Origin of the sequence: Variovorax sp. WS11 (genome assembly GCF_010499245.1) — a bacterium.
In the GTDB taxonomy this organism is placed as follows: Bacteria; Pseudomonadota; Gammaproteobacteria; order Burkholderiales; family Burkholderiaceae_C; genus Variovorax.
In genome coordinates this window covers 558,306-577,493 of the sequence record NZ_JAAGOW010000005.1, presented here as the reverse complement: position 1 = coordinate 577,493, position 19,188 = coordinate 558,306, and the positions used below count along the sequence as shown (strand labels likewise).

General features: G+C 67.1%; 20 protein-coding genes. 16 read left to right on the top strand and 4 right to left on the bottom strand.

Translation table 11 applies throughout. The features are described 5' to 3' along the window. Positions 1-3: 3 nt before the first annotated feature. Positions 4-2,664: a cation-translocating P-type ATPase gene (locus GXN78_RS37255; RefSeq protein ID WP_106558833.1), complete on the top strand. Its 2,661-nt coding sequence runs from the start codon at positions 4-6 to the stop codon at positions 2,662-2,664. Continuing rightward, positions 2,664-4,253 (top strand): bifunctional aminoglycoside phosphotransferase/ATP-binding protein, encoded by a 1,590-nt coding sequence (locus tag GXN78_RS37250; protein WP_239143134.1) that lies wholly within the window; start codon positions 2,664-2,666, stop codon positions 4,251-4,253. The genes GXN78_RS37255 and GXN78_RS37250 overlap by 1 nt, the downstream gene beginning before the upstream one ends. Positions 4,254-4,283: 30 nt before the next feature. On the opposite strand, the gene GXN78_RS37245 is transcribed toward GXN78_RS37250, so the two are convergent. Continuing rightward, positions 4,284-4,805, bottom strand: coding sequence for a universal stress protein (locus tag GXN78_RS37245; protein ID WP_106558832.1), 522 nt, complete (start codon positions 4,803-4,805; stop codon positions 4,284-4,286). A 135-nt stretch (positions 4,806-4,940) separates the two neighbouring features. On the opposite strand from GXN78_RS37245, the gene GXN78_RS37240 reads away from it, so the two are divergent. The 11 genes from GXN78_RS37240 (at position 4,941) to GXN78_RS37190 (ending at position 13,720) form a co-directional block, all read left to right on the top strand. Then, positions 4,941-5,363, top strand: a complete 423-nt coding sequence (locus tag GXN78_RS37240) for a universal stress protein (protein WP_106558831.1) — start codon at positions 4,941-4,943, stop codon at positions 5,361-5,363. Positions 5,364-5,535: 172 nt separating this feature from the next. Next, a complete protein-coding gene (locus tag GXN78_RS37235) occupies positions 5,536-6,768 on the top strand; it encodes a trypsin-like peptidase domain-containing protein (protein ID WP_239143133.1) in 1,233 nt (410 codons plus the stop codon). A 61-nt stretch (positions 6,769-6,829) separates the two neighbouring features. After that, on the top strand, positions 6,830-7,414 hold the full coding sequence (locus GXN78_RS37230) for a hemerythrin domain-containing protein (RefSeq protein WP_106558829.1): 585 nt from the start codon (positions 6,830-6,832) through the stop codon (positions 7,412-7,414). Between the two features lie 74 nt (positions 7,415-7,488). Continuing rightward, positions 7,489-8,034 (top strand): inorganic diphosphatase, encoded by a 546-nt coding sequence (gene ppa, locus GXN78_RS37225; protein WP_106558828.1) that lies wholly within the window; start codon positions 7,489-7,491, stop codon positions 8,032-8,034. Beyond that, on the top strand, positions 8,031-8,699 hold the full coding sequence (gene adk, locus GXN78_RS37220) for an adenylate kinase (RefSeq protein WP_106558827.1): 669 nt from the start codon (positions 8,031-8,033) through the stop codon (positions 8,697-8,699). The genes ppa and adk overlap by 4 nt, the downstream gene beginning before the upstream one ends. A 144-nt stretch (positions 8,700-8,843) precedes the next feature. After that, the gene (locus GXN78_RS37215; protein WP_106558826.1) at positions 8,844-9,191 is read left to right on the top strand and encodes a type II toxin-antitoxin system prevent-host-death family antitoxin; all 348 of its coding nucleotides are present in this window, start codon (positions 8,844-8,846) and stop codon (positions 9,189-9,191) included. Then, a complete protein-coding gene (locus GXN78_RS37210; protein ID WP_106558825.1) occupies positions 9,191-9,856 on the top strand; it encodes an AAA family ATPase in 666 nt (221 codons plus the stop codon). Before GXN78_RS37215 ends, GXN78_RS37210 begins: the two co-directional genes overlap by 1 nt. A 67-nt stretch (positions 9,857-9,923) precedes the next feature. Beyond that, a complete protein-coding gene (locus GXN78_RS37205; RefSeq protein ID WP_106558824.1) occupies positions 9,924-10,277 on the top strand; it encodes a hypothetical protein in 354 nt (117 codons plus the stop codon). Positions 10,278-11,400: 1,123 nt separating this feature from the next. Then, positions 11,401-12,552: a tripartite tricarboxylate transporter substrate binding protein gene (locus GXN78_RS37200; RefSeq protein ID WP_239143132.1), complete on the top strand. Its 1,152-nt coding sequence runs from the start codon at positions 11,401-11,403 to the stop codon at positions 12,550-12,552. An 11-nt stretch (positions 12,553-12,563) separates the two neighbouring features. Further along, positions 12,564-12,965: a chorismate mutase family protein gene (locus GXN78_RS37195; protein ID WP_106558822.1), complete on the top strand. Its 402-nt coding sequence runs from the start codon at positions 12,564-12,566 to the stop codon at positions 12,963-12,965. 134 nt (positions 12,966-13,099) lie between these two features. After that, positions 13,100-13,720, top strand: coding sequence for a hypothetical protein (locus tag GXN78_RS37190; protein ID WP_106558821.1), 621 nt, complete (start codon positions 13,100-13,102; stop codon positions 13,718-13,720). A 144-nt stretch (positions 13,721-13,864) separates the two neighbouring features. Here GXN78_RS37190 and GXN78_RS37185 read toward each other — a convergent pair whose 3' ends face one another. Further along, the gene (locus GXN78_RS37185; RefSeq protein WP_239143146.1) at positions 13,865-14,386 is read right to left on the bottom strand and encodes an XRE family transcriptional regulator; all 522 of its coding nucleotides are present in this window, start codon (positions 14,384-14,386) and stop codon (positions 13,865-13,867) included. Between the two features lie 270 nt (positions 14,387-14,656). Between GXN78_RS37185 and GXN78_RS37180 the strand changes: the two genes are divergently transcribed. Continuing rightward, a complete protein-coding gene (locus GXN78_RS37180; RefSeq protein ID WP_106558850.1) occupies positions 14,657-14,965 on the top strand; it encodes a helix-turn-helix transcriptional regulator in 309 nt (102 codons plus the stop codon). A 320-nt stretch (positions 14,966-15,285) separates the two neighbouring features. On the opposite strand, the gene GXN78_RS37175 is transcribed toward GXN78_RS37180, so the two are convergent. After that, complete coding sequence (locus GXN78_RS37175; RefSeq protein WP_106558819.1) at positions 15,286-16,515, bottom strand: MFS transporter; 1,230 nt, start codon at positions 16,513-16,515, stop codon at positions 15,286-15,288. A 98-nt stretch (positions 16,516-16,613) separates the two neighbouring features. On the opposite strand from GXN78_RS37175, the gene GXN78_RS37170 reads away from it, so the two are divergent. Then, on the top strand, positions 16,614-17,222 hold the full coding sequence (locus GXN78_RS37170) for a TetR/AcrR family transcriptional regulator (protein ID WP_106558818.1): 609 nt from the start codon (positions 16,614-16,616) through the stop codon (positions 17,220-17,222). 19 nt (positions 17,223-17,241) lie between these two features. Here the strand turns inward: GXN78_RS37170 and GXN78_RS37165 are convergent, their stop codons facing one another. Next, a complete protein-coding gene (locus GXN78_RS37165) occupies positions 17,242-18,039 on the bottom strand; it encodes a helix-turn-helix domain-containing protein (protein ID WP_239143131.1) in 798 nt (265 codons plus the stop codon). A 155-nt stretch (positions 18,040-18,194) separates the two neighbouring features. Between GXN78_RS37165 and GXN78_RS37160 the strand changes: the two genes are divergently transcribed. Then, on the top strand, positions 18,195-19,181 hold the full coding sequence (locus tag GXN78_RS37160) for a tripartite tricarboxylate transporter substrate binding protein (protein ID WP_106558816.1): 987 nt from the start codon (positions 18,195-18,197) through the stop codon (positions 19,179-19,181). The last annotated feature ends 7 nt before the right edge of the window (positions 19,182-19,188 follow it).

Genomic DNA, 19,188 nt, shown 5'->3' with positions numbered 1-19,188 from the left:
GCCATGGGGCGGGATCAGGCCCTGTTGGCCGATGACGCGCACCTGCATCCTGCGCAGGCGCTTGCCGCCCGGTTGGAGGTGGACCCGCAGACCGGCTTGACGTCCGAGCAGGCGCGGCAGCGGCAGGGCCTCTACGGCGAGAACCGCTTGCCCGAGCCGGTCCCGCGAAGCCTGATCCGGCGGGTGTGTGACCAGCTGAGCGACTTCATGGTGCTCGTGCTGATCGCGGCCGCGCTGCTGTCCGGTTTCATCGGAGATGTCGCGGACACCGTGGCCATCGCGGTCATCGTGCTGCTCAACGCGGCGATCGGCCTCACGCAGGAGTGGCGCGCGGAGCGGGCGCTCGACGCGCTGAAGCGGCTGGCCGGCGCCCATGCGACCGTGCGGCGCGATGGTTGCGCGCGGGCCATCGATACGGTCCACCTGGTGCCGGGCGACGTGGTGCTGCTGGAGGCGGGCAATCTCGTGCCCGCGGACCTGCGGCTGCACCAGGCGGCGCAATTGCGCGTGGACGAGTCCATGCTGACCGGTGAATCCGTCACGGTGGAGAAGCACATCGCGCACCTTCCCGCGGGCGACCATCCGCTCGGCGACCGGCTCAACATGGCCTTCAAGGGAACGCTGGTCAGCCACGGCCGTGCGGAAGGCCTGGTGGTCGCCACGGGCTCGAAGACCGAACTGGGGCGCATCGCCGGCTTGTTGCGGGACACCGGCGCGCGAAGCACCCCACTGCAATTGCGTCTGGCTGATTTCGGCAGGCGCCTGTCGCTGGTGGTCCTGTGCATCTGCGGGCTGCTCTTCGGCATCGGCGTGCTGCGCGGCGAGCCGGTGCTGCTGATGGCGCTCACGGCCATCAGCCTGGCGGTGGCGGCGATTCCGGAGGCGCTGCCCGCAGTCGTGACCGTGCTGCTCGCCCTGGGGGCCCGCCGCATGGTGAAGGTCAACGCCCTGGTGCGGCGCCTGCCCTCGGTGGAGACACTGGGATCGGTCAGCGTGATCTGCTCGGACAAGACAGGTACGTTGACGCAGAACCGCATGCGGGTGCAGGTGGTCGAGTATCCCGGCGGTGGGACGCCGCAGCCACTGTGGACCGCGGCTGTGCTGTGCAACGACGCCGGCGCCGACGCCAACGGCGCGTGGGTGGGCGACCCGACCGAGACGGCGCTGGTCGAAGCGGCCCAGGCCAGCGGCGCGGACCCCCATGCAGTGCGCTCTGCGCAGCCTCGTCTGTACGAATGGCCATTCGACGCCGCGCGCAAGCGGATGAGCACCTTGCACCGGGAGGGCCAAGGCTGGGTTGTTGTCGTCAAGGGGGCGCCCGAGACCTTGCTGCCGCGCTGCGCACGCGTCGCGGCGGGGCAGCGGGAAACCGCGCTCGACGTGGCCCAGGCCCTCGGGGTGGCAGCGACGATGGCCGAGCAGGGCTTGCGCGTTCTGGCGCTGGCCCGGCGTTCCTGTGCGCAGGACCCGAGCGGTCAGTCCTCGGATGCGGTCGAGAGCGATCTGGTTCTGCTCGGGCTCGTGGGGCTGGCGGATCCGCCGCGGCCCGAGGCGAAGGCCGCCGTCGCGGACTGCCGGGGCGCGGGCATCACGCCGGTGATGATCACTGGCGACCATCCGGCGACCGCGCTGGCGATCGCGCGCGAACTCGGCATCGCCGAGGCCGGCTCGACGGTCCTGACGGGCCCGCAACTCGCTGCACTGGACGACATTGCGCTGCAACGGCTCGCCGGCGACGTGTGCGTGTACGCGCGGGTCGACCCGGCCCAGAAGATCCGCATCGTACGTGCGCTGCAGTCCCAGGGCCGGTTCGTCGCGATGACGGGGGACGGCGTCAACGATGCGCCGGCGCTCAAGCAGGCCGACATCGGAGTGGCCATGGGCCGCGGCGGGACCGATGTCGCGCGCGAAGCGGCGAGCCTGGTGCTGCTCGACGACAACTTCGCCAGCATCGTGGCTGCGGTGCGCGAGGGCCGGCGCATCTTCGACAACATCCGCAAGTTCGTCCGCTACGCGATCACCGGGAACTCGGCGGAGATCTGGACTCTGGTGCTCGCGCCGCTCATGGGCATGCCGATTCCGTTGCTCCCGTTGCACATCCTGTGGGTGAACCTTGTCACCGACGGCCTGCCTGGCCTGGCGCTCGCCGCAGAGCCGGCCGAACGGGGCGTGATGCAGCGGCCGCCGCGCCCACCCGGCGAAAGCCTGTTCGCCGGTGGCCTCTGGCAGCACGTGCTGTGGGTCGGTCTCCTCATCGCGGCGCTGTGCCTGGGCGTCCAGGCCTGGGCTCTGACGACGGGCATGCATTGGCAGACCATGGTGTTCACGGTTCTCACGCTCTCCCAGATGGCCTACGTGCTGGCCATGCGCTCGGAAAGCGAATCGCTTTTCACGCAAGGGCTGAGCAGCAATTGGCCCTTGGCCGGTGCCGTGCTCTCGACCTTCGCGCTTCAGCTGGCGGTGATCTATGTTCCGCCGTTGCAGAAAGTGTTTCGCACCGAGGCCCTGGCGCCCGGCGAGCTGGCGCTGTGCCTGGCATGCGCGGCCGTGGTCTTCGCGACGGTCGAGGCGGAGAAGTGGCTGCGCCGATCGGCACGCAGGTCCACCGAAGCGGCGAAGCCGCGCCAGGAGACGGTCACCGGGCACTCGACGCGAGTCCCTTGATGCCGGTCGCGATCACGCACACTGTCCAAATGAAGCTGCACATATCGGCCGCCGTTGCCGCGGATCGCACGCTGGCGACGGCGTTGCGCGAACGCCTTCAGTCGGACACCGGTCAGCCCGTCTCGCTGATGGAGACCCACATCTCCTGGGTGCTGCTGACGTCGAAGCTGGCTTACAAGTTGAAAAAGCCCGTCGCCCTGGGTTTCGTCGACTTCCGGTCGCTGGCGGCGCGCAAGCATTTCTGCGAGGAGGAGGTGCGCCTCAACCGGCGGCTCGCGCCGTCGCTCTATGTCGGTGTCGTTCCCGTGTGCGGCACGACGCAGGTGCCGTACCTCGGCGAGGGCGAGCCCATGGACTTCGCCGTCTGCATGCGCCGGTTTCCCGAGGACGCCCTGCTGTGCAGCCTGTTGCCGGCAGGGCGCTTGCAGGAGGGGCAGCTCGAGCAGTTCGCGCAGCGTCTGGCGGTGTTTCATGAGGAAGCGCAGATGGCCGCGCCGGACTCCACATTCGGCGCCCCGGCCCAGGTCGGGCGCCCGGTCGTCGATGCGTTGGCCCGTCTGCGCGCCGGTGGTGGCGTGCGGTGTCCGAGTGACCTACAGGCCTGGGTGTTCGAGCAGAAGAGGGCGTTGCGCACCGCATGGCTGGAACGACAGCGGCACGGAGCGGTGCGCGAATGCCATGGCGATCTTCACCTGGCCAATGTGGTGCTACTCGATGGGCATCTGACCGCCTTCGATTGCATCGAATTCGATCCTTCGTTGCGCTGGATCGACGTGATGAGCGATATCGCCTTTCTCACGATGGACCTGAAGGCGCATGATCGCCCGGATCTTGCGTTTCGCTTTCTGGACGCGTATCTGCAGCACAGCGGCGACTATGCGGGCGTGCCGGTTCTGCGCTTCTACGAGGTGTACAGGGCGCTGGTGCGGGCACTGGTCTGCCGCCTGCGCGCGCGAACCGGCGCGGACGCCTCCCTGCCCAGCGAGCCGGACTACCTCGCCTGCGCAGCCGAGCTTGCGCGCACCGCGGACGGCACGGCACGTCTGATGATCGCGCACGGGTTGTCCGGCTCGGGGAAGTCGACCGTGGCTGCCGCGCTTCTGGCCCCCGCGGGTGCGATCCGCATCCGCTCGGATGTCGAGCGCAAGCGCCTTTTCGGGCTGGGGGCGCAGCAACGTTCAGCCGATCGCCACGCCGAGATCTACAGCCAGGAAGCGACCCGGCGCACGTTCGCGCGCCTGGCCGAGTGCGCCCGCACGGCACTGCAGGCCGGCTATCCCGTGATCGTCGATGCCGCCTTTCTGCGCCGGGACGAACGACTGGCGTTCCGGGCCCTGGCGGCCGAGCTGCGCGTGCCGTTCTCGATTCTCCATTGCCGCGCCGCCGAGGCCCAGCTACGCCGCCGAGTGGCGGCACGCGATGCCGAGGGCAGCGATGCGTCCGAGGCGACCCTGCCCGTGCTCGAGCGGCAGCTTGCCACCCACGAGCCGCTCGGCCGGGACGAGTGCGCCTTCACGCTGGAAGTCGCTACCGATGAGCCTGTGGATGTGGCTTCACTCGGCGCCCGGTGGCTCGCGCGCTCGCACTGAAGCGAGCCGCGCGGCCGGGCCGGGGGCGCACTACTCGAAGGCCAGGGCACCGGTAGGCAGGCTGACACGCGTCGACGTCGCCGCCGCTTCGGCCTTCGTCTCGGCTTCCGGCGCCCGCACCAGAAGGACCGGCACCGAGGCATATCGCAGGACATGCTCCGCGCTGCTGCCCATGACGACGCGCCCGACTCCGCGACGGCCGTGCGTGCCGAGAACGATCAAATCCGCGGGCCACTTGGCCGCTTCGGCGTTCACCATTTGATGGACCGACCCCGAAAAGCTGTCGCAGAGCTGGGCCTCGGCTTCGACGCCGGCGGCCTCGGCGGCGGCCCTGGCTTCATCGAGGATGCGCTTGCCGTTCTCGCGGAGCACCTTGAGCCAGTCGCCGGTATAGCCCGCGTAGGCATCCATCGCGAGAGCGAACGAGAGTTCGTCGATCACATGAAAGACCCGCAGCTGTCCCTGCGTCAGCTTGGCAAGTCGAATGGCCTCATCGAGACCGCGTTTCGACGTGTCGCTGCCGTCGATGGGAACGAGGATTCGTTGATACATGGCCTGCTCCTGCCTGTGAGTTGAGATGCAGCCAGTATCGGCACGCCGACTTCTCGCGACTTGATCTGGCGCAAGAGAGACCGATGAGCCGGCGACGAACATCGGGCAATCCGGAACCTCATCGAAAGACTCATCATGAAGACTCTTCTCGCGGTGGATGGCAGCGACTACACGAAGCGCATGCTGTCCTACCTGACGACGCACAAGGACTGCCTCGGCACGGCTGAGACCTTTACGGTCCTCTACGTGGTCCTGCCGGTGCCGCACCGCGCGGCTGCGTTCGCGGGGCCCGAGATGGTGCACGGCTACTACGAAGACGAGGCACGCGTCGTGCTGGAGCCGATCCAGGCCTTTCTGCGCGAGCAGGACATCGACGCAACCTTCGTCCACAAGGTCGGCCATCCCGCCGATGAAATCGCTTCATATGCGGAAGCTGGCAAGTTCGATCTGCTGGTCATGGGATCGCACGGGGTCGGCGCCTTGAAGAACTTGGTGCTCGGCTCGGTCGCCACCAAGGTGCTGGCGCGTTGCACCGTCCCGGTCCTGCTGGTGCGTTGAAATGTTTGTGCGCCGGTTCGCGCGGACCCTCGCAGCGGTCGTGATCGGTGCACTGGCGTTCGCGGGCGCCACACCTTCGTGGTCGCGCGACCGACCCTGTGCGGACCCGGCGGGTGCTCCGGGGCAGGGCGTCGACTTTGTGACAGCCGTCGCACGCCAGGCTCCGGCGGTCGTGAGCGTCCTGGCGGTCGGACAGGATGCCGACGGGGGTGACAACGACAAACTGGAGATCGCTCCCCGCCCAAGGCTGGGATCGCAGCGCACATCCGCGTCGGGCTTCATCGTCAGCGCCGACGGCTACGTTCTGACCAGCGCTCACGCGGTGTTCGGCGCCCAGGAGCTATCGGTCCTGCTCGGCGGGCAACGTCGCCTGGCGGCCGAAGTCGTCGGACTCGACCGGCGCACCGACGTGGCGGTGCTGAAGATCACGGCAACGAACCTGCCGGTCGCAGCCATCGGCAGCAGCGCACGCCTTTGCGCCGGCGAGTGGGTGGCGGCGCTGGGGTCGCCGTTCGGGTTCGAGCAGAGCGTGACCGCCGGCATGGTCAGCGCCAACCCGCGCTTCCTGCCCGGTGGCAGCGGTGTGCCGCTGATACAGACCGACGTCGCGCTCAATCCCGGCAACTCGGGTGGGCCTCTTTTCAACGAGCGCGGCGAAGTCGTCGGGCTGAACTCGATGGTCTATTCCACGAGCGGCGGGTACATGGGGGTGTCATTCAGCCTGCCGATCGATACCGCCATGCGCCTCGCGGCGCAGCTCCGGTCCACCGGGCGCGTGACGCGCGGGCAGATCGGTGCGCGCACGCAGGCGCTGACATCGGATCTCGCGCCGGCGTTTGGGCTGGACGCGGCCTTGGGTGCCCTGATCGTGCGCGTCGACGCCGGCGGGCCGGCCGCGACTGCGGGGCTGCGCAGCGGCGACGTGGTATTGGGAGTCGATGGCGTCGCGGCGATGGCCTATTCGGAGATCCAGGAGCGCGTGGCGGCTTCACGTCCCGGCAGCGTGCTGACGCTGGGCGTCTGGCGTCGCAAGGCACTGCTGGCGGTGAAGCTTACCGTCGCGGAAAGCACGCCCGATTTTCCTCAGCGCGCTGCCGCGCCCACTGCGCGCGAGGCACGACTGGGGCTCGACCTGGTCGAGCGTACGGCCAAGGCAACGAGCGGTCAGCCCGAGCCCGGGCTCTACGTGAGATCGGCATCGGGATCCGCCCAGCGCGCGGGTCTGCGCTTCGGCGACGTGGTCCTGGCGGTCAACGACGTGAGTGTGGCCGCGCTGACCGATCTGGACAGGGCGCTCGAGCCGATCGGGCGGAGCGAGACCGTGGCCCTGCTGGTCAGGCGCGGCTCGATCACCTCCTTTGTGCCGGTGACGCCGCCTGCCGGCGCCGGCCAAGCATTGCCTTGATCTGCGACAAGGTCGCCGCAGGTCTGCCGTGAGAGCCTAGAGCCTTCCAAAGGGGACCCGCATGACGCATTCCACCACCAGAATCATCCGCGACGAACACTCGGCCCTCTCGGCGATGCTGCGCTCCATCATCCTGCTGCTGGCACAGCATCGTCGCGAAGGCACGCTGCCCGACTTCGGAGCACTGCGGGCGATGCTGTTCTATGTCGATGAGTTTCCAGAAAAGCGGCACCATCGAAAGGAAACTGAACTGCTCTTTCCGAAGCTGCGCGCACGAACCCCGCTGTCACGCGAGCTGCTCGATCGACTGGACGACGATCACGCGCGGGGTGAGCGCCGGATCCGGAACGTGGAGCATGCACTGCTTGCCTTCGAGATGATGGGCGAGTCGCGCCGCAAGGCCTTCGAGCAGGCCGTCGAGCACTACGTCGACTTCTATCTCGCTCACATGGCCATGGAGGAGCGAGAGATCCTGCCCTTGGCCGAGCGGGTGCTGACAGAAGAGGACTGGGCTGAGCTCGACCAGGCTTTCGGCGCGAATCGGGACCCGCTGACCGGGTGTGAGCCGGATGCGGAATACAGGGAGCTTTTCACGCGCATCGTCAACGCAGTGCCTGCGCCGATTGGCTTGGGCGCCGGTGGCTGATGCAGTGAAAGGCACCCGAGTCCTGTTCCCGCCGTTTCCGCGCAGCGCGCGCCTGTTCCATTGATCAATCTCCCATGGCCTTCGACAAAATCTCCCCGGGCAAGGACGCCCCTGAAGCTTTCAACGTCGTCATCGAGATCCCGATGAATGCCGATCCGATCAAGTACGAGGTCGACAAGGAGTCCGGCGCGATCTTCGTCGACCGCTTCATGACGACAGCGATGCACTACCCGACCAACTATGGCTATGTGCCGCAGACGCTTTCGGGCGACGGCGATCCGGTCGACGTGCTGGTCATCACCCCCTGGGCGCTGGTGCCGGGCGTGGTTGTGCCCTGCCGGCCGATCGGCATCCTGATGATGGAAGACGAGGCCGGCGTCGACGGCAAGGTGCTGGCCGTGCCCACCGACAAGGTGCTGCCCATCTACAGCCACTGGAAGAAGGTCGAGGACGTGAACCCGATGCGCCTGAAGGCCATCACGCACTTCTTCGAGCATTACAAGGACCTGGAGCAGGGCAAGTGGGTCAAGGTGCTGGGCTGGGAAGGGATCGATGCCGCCAAGAAGGAAATCATGGATGGCATTTCCCGAAACATCCCGCGCACGCAGGAGAAGTCATGAGACTGATTTTGTTGGGCGCCCCCGGGGCGGGCAAGGGCACGCAGGCTGCCTTCATCTGCCAGAAATACGGCATTCCTCAAATCTCGACCGGCGACATGCTGCGCGCCGCCGTCAAGGCCGGCACGCCGCTGGGCCTACAGGCCAAGGCGGTGATGGCCTCCGGTGCGCTGGTGAGCGACGACCTGATCATCAACCTGGTCAAGGAGCGCCTCGCGCTGCCGGACTGCGCCAACGGCTTCCTCTTCGACGGCTTCCCACGCACCATTGCGCAGGCCGACGCCATGCGCGCGGCCAACGTCAAGCTCGACTACGTGCTCGAGATCGATGTGCCCTTCGCCGACATCATCGAGCGCATGAGCGGCCGCCGCTCGCACCCGGCGTCCGGGCGCATCTACCACGTCAAGTTCAACCCGCCGAAGGCCGAGGGCAAGGACGACGTGACGGGCGAAGACCTGATCCGTCGCGACGACGACAAGGAAGAGACCGTGCGCCACCGGCTCGACGTCTACAGCCAGCAGACCCGGCCGCTGGTCGACTACTGCGCGGCCTGGGCCGAGACGGACCCAGCCACAGCGCCAAGGTATCGGGCCGTCAACGGTCTCGGCAGCGTCGACCGAATCAAATCGCTGGTCCTCGCAGCACTTGCGATCGAGCCTGCAGCTTGAGTTGGGCGGCGTCGCAAACGCGACGTGAACGCCACCGCTCGGAACTCTGTGACCAATCCAGGGCCAAATTGGCCTCATCAGTCTTGAATGCCGGCGTCCGGCCATTTTTGCCATAATGGCTGCCTGACCTCAGGAGCCGCCGCCATGATCCCCGAACTGCTCAGCCTGGATGACCTGCCGCGACAGAACGCGTCCCAAGTCAAGAACAAGTGGGGCGAGGTTGTCCGCCAGGTGCGACAGACGGGCAGCGTCGCGATCACCAACCACTCGGCGGTAGAAATGGTGCTGCTCGACGCCGCCACGTACCAGCAATTGACCTCCGACCTGGAGGCCATCAAGGCACGCGAGCAATCGATCCTGGACGACCTGGCAGGCCGGTTCGACGCCCGCCTGGCGGTGCTGCAGGAGCCCGGCGCCCGGCAGCGGGCGACGGCGCTGTTCGAATCCCGAGGCAAGCTCGCTCGGCCACCCAAGGCCGGTGCTTCGTTCTGATGCCTGCGGCCACCGTTGCCCGGCCCTTCATTTTTGTCCTGGCCGGCGTCAATGGTGCCGGCAAGAGCTCGGTGGGCGGTGCCATGCTGGCCGAGCACGGGCTGGCGTGGTTCAACCCCGACAGCTTTGCACGCGAACTGACGGCGCAGCTGGGCCTGGCGGTCGAAGAGGCCAATGCCCGTGCCTGGACGCACGGGCGCTCACAGCTCGAGGCCGCGATCGCCAACGGGACGAACTACGCCTTCGAGACCACGCTGGGTGCCAGGACCATTCCGGCCTTGCTTGCCGAGGCCGCGGCAACGCACGACGTCGTGATGCTGTTCTGCGGGCTGCGATCCCCGGAAATGCACATCCAGCGCGTCCGCGCGCGCGTTGCCTGCGGCGGCCACGACATCCCGGAGGACAAGATCCGCGAGCGTTGGGTTGCCTCCCGCATCAACCTGATCCGGCTGATGCCGCAGCTGGCCCGTCTCCAGGTCTTCGACAACAGCACGGAGGCCGACCCGGGGCAGGACATCCCGGATCCGGTGCTCGTCCTCGAGATGGTCGAGGGACGGGTGACCTACCCGGCCCCGGACGACACGGAGGTATTGGAGACCATCCCCGAATGGGCGAGACCGATCGTTCAGGCCGCGATGGAGACACAAGCCGGCTCCGCCGCATGACCTCAAGGAATGCCGAGGCGCCAGGACACAATCGCTTGGAAACGACACACCGGGTAGAGGAAGGAGCATGCTGAAAATCCTGATCGCTTTTGTCTTCGCGGCAAGTTTTCTGCTTGGCCTGGAAAGCTACCGCAGCGCGCAACTGCAGGCCAGGCGCACCGCCGAACAGACGGAGCTGCTTCAAGCCTTGAGCTCGCTGGATGATCCGGTGGTCTCGCAGCTGGTGGCCGATTGGCGACTGGCCTATCCCGAACCCGACGAAGTCCGCCTTCAAGAACTCCGCGACCTCGCCCAACAGTTGCGCGCCGACCCGAACGCACTGCGTGTCCCGGGTGCGGAGAACGCGCGATCGAACGCGCCACCGCCGGCAGGCGCCATGCCGGCTGTCGATTTGCCTTCGGCCATCAAGGCCGGCGCGTGAACCAAGTCGAGCGAACTCGAGCCTGGGCCGCAAGGCAGACAGCATGGGCCGGCCAGCAACCCGAGCGCTTGCCGTTGGCAATGCAGTGCGCTGGGTGCAAGCTTCAATCCGTGGCGCCGGACGGGCACAGCAACAACTCTCCTGGCCGTCTTCGCATGGGCGCGGCCCATCGGATGGCTCGGCGCCTGCTGCAGTGGCAGTGCCCATTAGTGCCCCGTCCCGCTACGATCTCGCATTTCGATGCCGAGCCTCCGGGGAAGGCCACGGGGCGCCTGCCCGGTCGTCCAAATCGCTGTTCACTCTTCATCTCGGCACGCCTGAGCTGAGATAGAAGACGGCAGAGACCGCACGGGCGCAGCCGCAGACGACACCATCCGTTCGCTCCGTCCGTTCCTCGAGAAGGATCGATGTTCGGTCGATGAAAGCCGTTCCAGCGCCTGCCGCAGGCTGATCGACCTCGACCATGATGGCCTGCTGTGCCGCCGCTCAGATGGTGCCCCCCGGGCGGGCCGCGAGTTCGCGGTCATCGTTCAGTTTTTTGCCGGGCAGGAAAGCGAATGGAAGGCTCTGCCAACGCCGGGGCAGTTGGCCGACCTCGACGACGAAGAGCTCGCGCGCCTGGCCACCGCTTGGCGAGCCCAGGCCGCGCGGGGGTGACCGAAATGCTTTCGGCTTGGCGCCTGCGCTAGAGTCGAGCGCCGCTGGCGCCAGCGTAACAGCCAGTTCGCGACGCTGTCGCCAGAACCTGCATCGCCTGCGCATCCTTGGTGGAAGTTCCGGTGACTGCCTCCTCGTTGAGCGGGGCCGAGCCCCGGGAACGCCCATGGAGTGCAAGCAGCTTCGCGATTCCGCGATTCCGCGCTTTCTTTCCGTGCTGCCGCCGGGATAACAAGGCTGTGGAAGCTGCGCCTGACCGATATCCCAAAGAGAAAACGTCTCGAGCGACGGCATTGACCGCCGCGATGCCCGCAGCGGACGCGAAGACGAAGGGGAATCGTCGTGCGCGCGTGCTGTGCGACGCGCTCGCAGCGCAGCAGCGCGCCGCCGAGGGTCGACGACGATCTTGCATGGCAAGCAACAGCGACGAGCCATGGCCTTGCCCGTTCGCTGGCAAATCAGGCCTGTGCGCGCCGACGCGGTGAGGAGGTATTTTGCGCACCGAGCAGGAGTTGATTCGGCGCGTTGTCGAAGAAAGACTTGGGCTCCGTTTCTCAACTTCTCTGCCATGCCCTTCCTCCTTTTTCGATCCCCGGCCGCGCGCCTGTTGTGTCTTTTTGGCGCGCTTGCCTGCGCCGGCGTCGCCTCCGCGCAATCGCCCGGTGCGCGACACATCGATCTCAGCGAACCGGGCACCTCGCGCACCGGGATCGCGGATCTGAACTGGCCGACGCGGCCGCTGCGGCTCATCGTCGGCTTTGGCGGCGGCTCATCGCCGGACTTCGTGGCACGCGCCCTGGCGGTCCCCATGGCGAGGGCGCTGGGCCAGCCGGTGGTCGTCGAGAATCATCCGGGCGCCAGCGGCAACATCGCGGCGGACATCGTCGCGAAGTCCACCGACAGGCACACGGTCGGCATCCTCATCAACGGCAACATGACGATTGCCAAGATCCTCAATCCGGCCACCCCCTACGATCCGCAAAAGGACCTCGTGCCGCTCAGCATCATCTGCACGGCCCCCCTGGTGCTCGCCACGACGCCGGCGGTCTCGAAGGCCGACGCGCGCGGGTTCCTCGACGCCGCGCGCGCTGCCGGCGGCAGGTGGAGCTATGGCACGCCCGGCATCGGCACGATCGGCCATCTCGGCATGGAGCTTCTCAAGGCCCGCACCGGGATCGGCGCCGTGCACGTGCCCTACCAGGGCAATCCGCAGGTCATCACCGGCCTGGTCGGCGCCCAGTTGCAGCTGGCGCTCCTTCCGCCGGGCCTCGCCGAAGTCCAGGTCAAGGCCGGAAAGTTGCGCGCGATCGGCGTGACCTCGGCGCGCCGATCCGCACTCGTACCGGACTACCCAAGCCTGCAGGAAGCTGGGCTGAAGGATTTCGAGCTCGAGATCTGGACCGCTGCGGCCGCCCCCGCCAGTCTGCCCGCCCCCATCGTCCAGCGCCTGACCCAGGTTCTTTCGGAAGTCATCCGCTCGCCCGAGGTTCGGCAGAAGCTCTTCCAGCATGGCTACGAGGCAGCCGGCATATCGGGCGAGATGCTGGTCCGCCGGATGAAGGCGGACACGGCGGCACTCACCCAGATCATCGAGAGCCAGGGCATCAAGCTCGAGTAGGAAGAAACAGCATGAACTCGGAACAGCCGCGCCCGAGCGGGCGCCAGCAAGACAAGGCCAATGACGCAACCTCGGCCCCGCAGAGCGGGGGCACCGCCCTCGCAGGCAGCAGCGACGAAGCCCAACAGATCCTGCAATCGCTGCGCGACGAACTCGACGGCCTGGACAGGACGCTGCTCGAGACTGTGCGGCAGAGGCTCGACTGCTGCTGCCGGATCGGCCTGCACAAGCGCGATCATGCGATTCCAATGATGCAGCCCCACCGCATCGGGGTGGTGCAGGCACGTGCGGCCGCGTTTGCGGCCCAGCACCGCATGAGCCCGACGTTTCTGCGTGCGCTGTACGAGCTGATCATTGCAGAAACCTGCCGCCTGGAGGATGAGATTATCGGCACGCCCCCGACGCTTGCATGAAGCCGCTCATCTTCAGTTCGGACGAGAGCCGGTCGATGCGTCGACAGCAACTCGCGAACGCTGCGAGCTCCGCGGCGGCGGCCGTCGAGGAGGACGAACTGCCGCTACTCATGCCCTGCCACTAAACCAAGCACATGCTCACTTTCTCGACGCTGGGCCTTGAGGGCAGCAACCACCACTTCGTTCTCCGGCAGTACCTCGACGCGCGCGGCATCGCGGAAGCCACTCGTATCGTTCTGTTTGACGACTTCCACAGCGGCGCGCGTGCGCTGATCGCGGGCGAGGCGGACTATCTACTTCAATGCGCTGTTCATCCCGCGGCCGCCGAGATCACGGGCACCTATCGCGCGGCCATGGTGGTGGTTGACGCCTTCATTTCTCCAAGCCGTCCCATGGCGCTGGTACGGGCAACGGGAAGCGGGGAGGGCACCGGCAGGGTGGCGGTGCAGCCTGCCACGCAGAGTTATGCCGACCTTTCCGCTTGGTCGACCGTCGTCCACGAGCCCACAGTGCTCGCGGTTCAGGCCCGCATGGCGGAAGGGCGCTACGAAGCGGGCATTGTCTTCTCGTCCTTCGCGGCGGCACACCCCGAGCGCTTCGAGCTGATCGAGCCCATCGGCGCCATCTGCGATGCATGGATCGTCTACGGGCGCGAAGCCGTCGACGAAGACAGGGCGGTTGTCTGGGAGAGCAGCCCGGTCGCACGACAGTTCCGGGAACGGATGGGACAAGCGTCGAAGGTTGGCGGCAGCTGAAGGCCCTCTAAAGGATCTTGCCGGAAGCACACTCTGCGCCAGGATCATCTGAGGGTGCGCTGTCGTGCGCCCCATAGATGCCGCGCGCCCGGGTGCCTGCCCCTCCCGGAGAGAGCGCCGGACTCAGGCCCGCGCAATTGGGCCTTACTCTCGCATCGTGAATACGATCGACAGATACGTCACCGGACCAGCCTCGATAGCCTGGATGCCATGCAAGGCTGTGGCATCGAACTGCAGCGAGTCCCCTGGCCCCAGCTTAACCACCCTCGCGCCGTAGCGGTAGGAGACTCGGCCTGAGAGAAGATACAGGAACTTTACGCCCGGGTGCTGGAAGGTGACGTAGGGCTCAGCCTCCGGAAGTAGCGTGACCAGATACGGCTCAACGAACAGATTGCCGGAGAGCTGATGGCCGAGCAGCTCGTAGCGATAGCCGCCCACGGCACCGATCCGATCCACCAAGATGCCCCGGCCTGCGGGTACGTGCGAGAAGTCGGTGCGACTGGACTGGTCGCTGAAGAAGCGTGAGACGGGCACGCCCAGGCCATTGGCGATGCGATCCAAAGTTTCGACGGAAGGGGACACGAGACCGCGCTCGATGCGGGAGAGCATCGAACTCGAAACGCCCGCAGAAGATGCCAGCTCGCCGCCGGAAGCGCCAGAGGCGATGCGCAAGGCACGTACTTGGGTTCCGATTCGGGTTGCTGAACTGCTGCGCGACGGCGGAGACTCTCGCGGCAAGCGCGTGCGATGCACTGACGCCGGCAGACGAAACGGCCGGGCAGTCGGGAGCGGCGAGGCAAGTTGCTTATCGCCCATGTGTCACTCACCTTCCTTGATCGAAGGGGCTCGGAAGAACATATACCCTGCCCAAGACGGCCAAAGCCTGAGTTAAAGATAACGTGGTTTTTATTATTTCAAAACCCGACGCTTCTGTCCATGCAGAAGCGGACTACTCAGAGAGGGCGACCGGCTGGTGCGACCACCTTTGAAGTCGCGCCAGCGCTTGCGTTCGGCGCTGTGGTCCGCGCGCTACGGCTTGAAGATGGAGTAGCGCAAGAAGCCTTGGCTCATCGTGCAGGCATCGAACGCTCGCATATGGGAAAGATCGAGCGCGGCGAGCATATGCCGACTCTTGCGATGATCTTGAAGCTCGCAAGGGCCCTCGGGCGAAGTGCAGGGGAACTGCTCATAGAGACAGAAGCAAGGCTCCTTAAAGCGCCGGATGCGCCTGCGGCGGACTCATAATCCGTTGGTCGATGGTTCAAGCCCATCACGGCCTACCACCAAAATCGGTCGAGCGCCTCTTGGACGCGCGGCGCATTCCTAAGACGCACCCCAAGAGCAAGAAGCGCATGGTCCTGCGCGACCGCATCGAGCGGATCAAGGATAGCCAACCCAACGCCCATGCTGCGCTGATGGCGATCATTCAACGAGGAACGGATCAAAGCGAAGCTGGGGACCGGCCGGTCTCGTTTCGTCGAGATCTTGTCGCCTCACTCCCGCATTCATTGTCCAGTTTCCGGGGGCAGTTCAAGTGCGTGGCCTCGAGGCTCTTGCGCCAACCCTCAAAGCTCAGGACGGGGATTCGCCGGACGCTTGCCCATCATCAGCAAGGCCGCCGAGGCCATGAGCGTCAAGACGGTGCCCAGGCCCAGCGCCGTGGCAGGCAGTCCGATGAGCCCCGTGCTCAGCCCCGCCGCGATCGCCGGCACGCTGAAGGCCAGGTAACTCAGCACATAGAAGCCGGCCATCAGCGAGGCCCGCTCCTGCGGTTCGGCCAGCGACGCCAGGCTGCGCAACGATCCGCTGAAGGCTGAGCCGAAGCCCAGGCCCGCGACCGCGGCGCCGATGAAGAACGCAGCGGTCGAGTGCAGCAGGATGCCGGCAAGGCTGACGGCCAGGCCCAGCGCCAGCGCGGCGGCACCGGTGGCGAGCGCCCTGCGCGGTGGCCACTGCCGCACCGCCAGAAGCGCGACGCCACTGCTGAGGACCATGGCCGTGATCAGCACGCCGCCCACCATCGGCGCATCGTTGCCGGTGACGATCTTCGCCAAGGTCGGCCCGAGGGAGAGATAGAAGCCGCCGAGCGCCCATTGCGCCGTGTTGACGGGCAGCACCTGCCACAGCACCGCGCGGGCCCGCTGTGGAATCGCGATCCGGGGCCTGAGCGAGCGCCATGCGCCGGGCCGGCGCTGCACCGTTTCCGGCAGATACAGCACGGCGAGCATCTGCAGTGCAAAGACGAGCATCAGCAGGTCGAACACGAGGCGTGTCGGCGCGGGGCCGAACTGCACCAGCACGCTGGTTCCGAAGGCCCCTGCCGCCATGCCGATCATCGGCGCCACCCCGTTGACGAGCGGTCCGCGCTCGCGATGCAGGTCCAGCAGGCCTGCGCTGAGCGCGCCGGTCGCGATGCCGGTGGCAATGCCCTGCAGGACGCGCGCCGACAACAGCCACGCCACCGAGTCCGCGCGCCAGAACAGCAGCGTCGCGGCGAACTCCAGGACCAGCGCTGCGAGGATGACCTCGCGCCGGCCGCGGTGGTCGGACAGGCTGCCGAACACCAGCAGTGCCGTGAGCAGGGCAAACGCATAGCTCGAGAAGACCACCGTCAGCGTCAGCGCGGAGAAGCCCCACGCTTCACGGTAGAGCGCATACAGCGGCGAAGGGGCGGTCGACGCCGCCAGGAAGCTCACCAGCAGCGACGCCTTGAGCCACAGCGCGCGGCCGTGACTCAGGCGCGTTTGAGGCCAGCCTGCGGCAAGGGCTGAGTGAGCGGTCGTGGCTGGCTGCATGGGGAACTCCTTCAACTGCATAAACGCAAAAAAATTGCGTTTGCGGATTGTGAAGCCTTTGGGCGCTTAACGCAAATCCTTTGCTTTAAAATGGTCTCATGAGCTCAACCCCCATTCCCCGCCCCGGCGGACGCAGTGCACGTGTCCAGGGCGCCGTCCACAAGGCGACGCGTCAGCTGCTGGACGAGCAGGGTCGCGCCGCCCTCACCGTGCCTCTGATCGCGGCGCGTGCAGGCGTCACGCCTTCGACGATCTACAGGCGCTGGGGCGACCTGGCGGACTTGCTCGCCGACGTCGCCGTCGAGCGCCTGCGACCCGACAGCGATCCGCTCGACACCGGCACGGTGGAGGGCGACCTGCTGGCCTGGGCCGAACAGTTCCGCGACGAGACGTCGTCCGAGCTCGGGCGCGCGATGGTGCGCGACGTCGTCTCCGCAAGGGGCGCGGAGGCCATGGGCGATCTCTGCCCCTGCGCGCAGTTCGCGATGAGCCAGCTCGGCGCGGTCGTCGAGCGCGGCCAGGCGCGCGGTGAGCCGGTCCCCGACGTCGAGACGCTCATGGACCGCGTCGTCGCGCCCATCGTCTATCGGATGATGTTCGGCCTTCCGCTCGCCTCGCAGGCGAACATTCGCGCCTGGGTCAAGGCGTGCCTGAAAGACGCTGCGGGGCAGGGAAGCCCCGCCACACCAGCGAGGACGCGCCACTAGCGATATTGCCGTTAGTCGCTCAGCGCGGCGGCACGGGCGGAAACTTCGCGGCCACCAGCCGGTTGCGGATCGCCTGCGCGGCAGCCTTCAGATCGGCTAGATGGCGCGTCACGACGTCCTGCTCGGTGGCCACGGCCGGCAGCCAGGCGCAGCTGATGCAGCCCACCACCGTGTCGTCGACCTGGATGGGCACCGAGATCGCGCCGAATCGCTCCGGCGAATCCAGGCTCGTGGGGCTGGGGTCGCGCGAGGCATAGCCCTGGGCGCGGTAGCGCGCGGCCCAGTCGCGGGCCCCATGGGACTTCAACGCGGCGCGGTCGACTTCGTACGGTGAGCGTGCAAGCGCCTCCAGCAGGCGGCGACGCTCCGCATCGGGGCAGAAGGCGAGATAGCAGCGCCCAAGCGACGACAGCAGCAGCCGCGGACGAAAACCGAGCACCCGGTAGTTCACCGCGAGGCCGTTCATCGGCCGGTGGGTGTCGAGGATGAGCATCGCCAGCCCGTCGAGTACGGCGAGGTCGATCGGCCAGGGCACGCGCCGTTGCAACTGCTCCCGCGGCTGCGTCGCGAGCGCAGACAGGCGCGCGCGCCATTCCACGGCAAGCCCGGACTCCCCGGCGCTGGCCGCCGGCACATAGCGGTTCTCGATTTCGTTGCGCTCGATCCATCCGGCCTCCTGCAGGGTTCTCAGGATCCGCAGCAGCGTGGCCTTGGAGAGTGAGGTCTGGCGGTGCAGGTCCGCCAAGGTGACGGCGGACGACTGCTGGATGGACCACAACACATCGAGTCCGCGGCGCAGCGCGGTGATCGACTTCACGCCGGGTGCGGGCCCTGCACTGCGGAAGGAATCGCGGCTTGATTGGTTCACTGAGTGAAATTCTATCTGGCCGCCTCGAGAGGCGAATCGCAGAATTTCACTCGCGCTCTTCTTTCCATTCATTCCACGAGGGCTCGTGCCCAGGAGACCACAACATGCATCCCCACCGACGACAGCTGGCGCTTGGCGCCCTCGCGCTCGCCTGCGGCCTCGCCTTCGTACCGGCGCAGGCCCAGCCGGCCTACCCGGCCAAGCCGATCTCCATCGTCGTGTCCTACCCGCCCGGCAGCGACACCGACTCGATCGCACGCATGCTGGCCGAGCGCCTGTCGCAGCGCCTGAACCAGGCGGTGATCGTGGACAACAAGCCCGGTGCGGGCGGCACGCTCGGCAACTCCTTCGTCGGCCGGGCCGCGCCCGATGGCTACACGCTGCTGTTCACGCCCAACCCGTTCACGACCGCGCCGATGGTGCTGCGGCTGTCGCCCTCGTCGAGCTACGACGTGCTCCACGGCTTCGAACCGGTCATCCAGATCGCCACTCAGCCGCTGGTGCTGGTGGCGCATCCGGGCGTGGGCGCGAAGTCGGTCCCCGCGCTGGTCGGGCTCGCCCGCTCCGGAAAGTCGCTCACCTATGCCACCCCCGGCGCCGGCTCGCCGATGCACATCGTCGGCGAATGGCTCAACCGCGCGGCCGGCGTCAAGTTCACGCACGTGCCTTACCGCGGCGTCGCGCCCTCGGTCAACGACGTGGTGGCCGGCCACGTGGACACGGCCTGGGTGACGCTCGGGGTCGTGAGCCAGTACACCCAGCAGAAGCGGCTGCTCCCGCTCGCCATCGGCGACGCCACGCGCTCGCCGCTCGCACCCGAGGTGCCCACGCTCACCGAGCTGGGCTTCAAGGACGTCGTGGTCGGCGCCTGGAACGGCTTCTTCGCGCCCAAGGGCACGCCGCCGGAGGTCGTGCGGCTGCTCAACGGCCACCTGAACGAGATCATCAAGTCGCCCGAGGTGGTGAGCAAGCTCGCGACCTTCGGCGCCCTGCCGGTGGGCGGCGCGCCCGACGTGCTGGCCAAGACGAACGCCACCGAATACCAGGTGATGGGAAAGCTGATCAAGGAGCTGGCCATCACGGCCGACTGAGACGGCT

Excerpts from the sequence above, each read along its gene's own strand:
- GXN78_RS37255 (WP_106558833.1), top strand. The coding sequence starts at position 4 with ATGGGGCGGGATCAGGCCCTGTTGGCCGATGACGCGCACCTGCATCCT.
- GXN78_RS37250 (WP_239143134.1), top strand. The coding sequence starts at position 2,664 with ATGCCGGTCGCGATCACGCACACTGTCCAAATGAAGCTGCACATATCG.
- GXN78_RS37245 (WP_106558832.1), bottom strand. The coding sequence starts at position 4,805 with ATGTATCAACGAATCCTCGTTCCCATCGACGGCAGCGACACGTCGAAA.
- GXN78_RS37240 (WP_106558831.1), top strand. The coding sequence starts at position 4,941 with ATGAAGACTCTTCTCGCGGTGGATGGCAGCGACTACACGAAGCGCATG.
- GXN78_RS37230 (WP_106558829.1), top strand. The coding sequence starts at position 6,830 with ATGACGCATTCCACCACCAGAATCATCCGCGACGAACACTCGGCCCTC.
- ppa (WP_106558828.1), top strand. The coding sequence starts at position 7,489 with ATGGCCTTCGACAAAATCTCCCCGGGCAAGGACGCCCCTGAAGCTTTC.
- adk (WP_106558827.1), top strand. The coding sequence starts at position 8,031 with ATGAGACTGATTTTGTTGGGCGCCCCCGGGGCGGGCAAGGGCACGCAG.
- GXN78_RS37215 (WP_106558826.1), top strand. The coding sequence starts at position 8,844 with ATGATCCCCGAACTGCTCAGCCTGGATGACCTGCCGCGACAGAACGCG.
- GXN78_RS37210 (WP_106558825.1), top strand. The coding sequence starts at position 9,191 with ATGCCTGCGGCCACCGTTGCCCGGCCCTTCATTTTTGTCCTGGCCGGC.
- GXN78_RS37205 (WP_106558824.1), top strand. The coding sequence starts at position 9,924 with ATGCTGAAAATCCTGATCGCTTTTGTCTTCGCGGCAAGTTTTCTGCTT.
- GXN78_RS37195 (WP_106558822.1), top strand. The coding sequence starts at position 12,564 with ATGAACTCGGAACAGCCGCGCCCGAGCGGGCGCCAGCAAGACAAGGCC.
- GXN78_RS37190 (WP_106558821.1), top strand. The coding sequence starts at position 13,100 with ATGCTCACTTTCTCGACGCTGGGCCTTGAGGGCAGCAACCACCACTTC.
- GXN78_RS37180 (WP_106558850.1), top strand. The coding sequence starts at position 14,657 with ATGCAGAAGCGGACTACTCAGAGAGGGCGACCGGCTGGTGCGACCACC.
- GXN78_RS37175 (WP_106558819.1), bottom strand. The coding sequence starts at position 16,515 with ATGCAGCCAGCCACGACCGCTCACTCAGCCCTTGCCGCAGGCTGGCCT.
- GXN78_RS37170 (WP_106558818.1), top strand. The coding sequence starts at position 16,614 with ATGAGCTCAACCCCCATTCCCCGCCCCGGCGGACGCAGTGCACGTGTC.
- GXN78_RS37160 (WP_106558816.1), top strand. The coding sequence starts at position 18,195 with ATGCATCCCCACCGACGACAGCTGGCGCTTGGCGCCCTCGCGCTCGCC.